The organism is Streptomyces mesophilus, from assembly GCF_011044995.1.
GTDB classification, from domain to species: Bacteria; Actinomycetota; Actinomycetes; order Streptomycetales; family Streptomycetaceae; genus Streptomyces; species Streptomyces mesophilus.
The window spans coordinates 1-1,750 of the sequence record NZ_JAAKZW010000445.1 but is presented as its reverse complement, the minus strand read 5'-3'; the positions used below and the strand labels follow the sequence as shown (position 1 = coordinate 1,750).

Here is a 1,750-nt window from a genome sequence, read left to right as displayed (position 1 = left end):
AGGGTGCCGAGGCCTTTGATGGTGCCCCAGATCCCGTCGACGATCAGGCCGTCCCAGACGAACGATTTCACCCAGTGCCCGACCTCATACCAATGGTGCGACTCCTCTTCCGGAGTCCCCCACGGCACCTTGGCGTTCTTCAGGTCGTCGGCGCTGTAGCCGTACATGTTGTCTTTGTTGGACCCGTCGTTCGCCACGAACTGGGTCCCACCGAAAAGCGCGGTGATCTTGTTCGCGCAGGCGCGTTCCGCGGCCCAGAACGCGGCGACGGCGGCGGTGATGTCGGACTGGATCCCGTTGTGCTTCTCGATCTTGTCGCCGTCGTACTTCCAGTCCTCGTCATCCTTGACCGAGTCCACGAAAGCCTGCGCATCGAGTTTCAACTGCTTGAGCCGGTCCGCGATCGGCTTCACCTCACCCGCATACGCGGTGAGCGCGGAGCCGACCTTCTCCAGATCGTCCCCGAACTGATCGGCCCGGTCCTGCACCGGCTTGGTGCTGGCGAACAGCTGCTCGGCCTCGGGAGCGGTGTAATACGCGGACAGGCCCTGAAACTGGGTATGCACATCGGAGCCGGTCTTGCGGATCGCACCCGCATCCTTACCCAGCCCCGTCACCGCGGTCTCCAGCGAACCCAGGTCGCCGGTGAACTGCGGAACAGCAGAAGGAGAGATCATCCTTCCTGCACCCCCGGCTTCCCCAGATCAATATCAGGGGCCGACAGCGCCTTGCGCTGCGCTTCGGCGGCCATCTCCACATCCCCGTTCAGATACGCGGTAGTGGCCTCGACCGCACCGGTCAGCGACTTACCCGCCCGCGCCGCCACGAACTTGATGTCCTTCGCCGCATGCTCAGCAAACTGCGAGAGCGCCAAAGCCACCAGACCACCCTGATCGGCACCCTCCGCGGCAATCGTCCCCGCAGACGTCGCAGCAGTCTTCAGATGCTCACCAAACGTGGTGGCCTGCTTCTCGATCCCACCCGCCGTCTCCCCGGTGGTCTTCAAAATGCCCTGAACACCCTGCGGACGAATGTCCCAACCCGACACCAGCTACCCCCGTGCTCAGCCGATGGAATCGACAGCGGCCTTCGCGCGCTGCAACGTCTGCTGCGCCGTGCCGTCGTTCTTCTCCAACGTCGTCTTCAGCAGCTGAATAATCGTCCGGACCTCGCTGGAGGCGCGATTCCAGCGCAGCTCCTTGTCGTGATACGAGTCCGACACACCATCCGCCTGGAAGTCGGCCATCGCCGCCTTCACCGCACGATCCCGGTCCGTGATCACCTGCTCCAGACGCGCGATCACCCCCTGAATGTTGCCCTGCGCGTCCGAGGACGCCGCCATGTCATACGAACGACGATCCGCATTACCAGCCATCAGACAGTCCCCAATCCCCAGGTTCAGCGTCCGCCGAAGCGGGCAGCGTCGAAGTTCGCGGCAGCCATGTTCGAACGGGCATTGTCCGCCGACTCCTGATCACCCGTCGCAAACGACGAGTCCATCCCCGACTGACCACCCAAAATCGCCGAAAGCGACCCGTTCAACGCCGCCGTGATCTCATCCGAGTTGTTCTTGAACGCATCGAACGCCGCCTTACCCGAACCGTTGAAACGACCCTCCAACGGCTGCGCCGCAGCAATCAACTGACGGATCAACGACCCCAGATCATCACTCGAACCCTGCGACTGCGACCGCAGATTCGACAACACGGACGCACCCATGTCGAACTTCATCGGGCCTCCCCCGGCCAGT

General features: G+C 63.1%; 3 protein-coding genes and 1 pseudogene. All 4 read right to left on the bottom strand.

Annotated features, from left to right (window positions below; translation table 11 throughout):
* Positions 1-677 (bottom strand): annotated as a pseudogene (locus G6045_RS40460) (hypothetical protein); the annotation flags it as partial.
* A complete protein-coding gene (locus tag G6045_RS40455) occupies positions 674-1,048 on the bottom strand; it encodes a DUF6507 family protein (protein WP_408056431.1) in 375 nt (124 codons plus the stop codon). The pseudogene G6045_RS40460 and the gene G6045_RS40455, both read right to left, overlap by 4 nt.
* A gap of 15 nt (positions 1,049-1,063) precedes the next feature.
* A complete protein-coding gene (locus tag G6045_RS40450) occupies positions 1,064-1,375 on the bottom strand; it encodes a pore-forming ESAT-6 family protein (protein ID WP_165337241.1) in 312 nt (103 codons plus the stop codon).
* A gap of 23 nt (positions 1,376-1,398) precedes the next feature.
* On the bottom strand, positions 1,399-1,731 hold the full coding sequence (locus G6045_RS40445; RefSeq protein ID WP_165337240.1) for a hypothetical protein: 333 nt from the start codon (positions 1,729-1,731) through the stop codon (positions 1,399-1,401).
* Positions 1,732-1,750 lie beyond the last annotated feature (19 nt).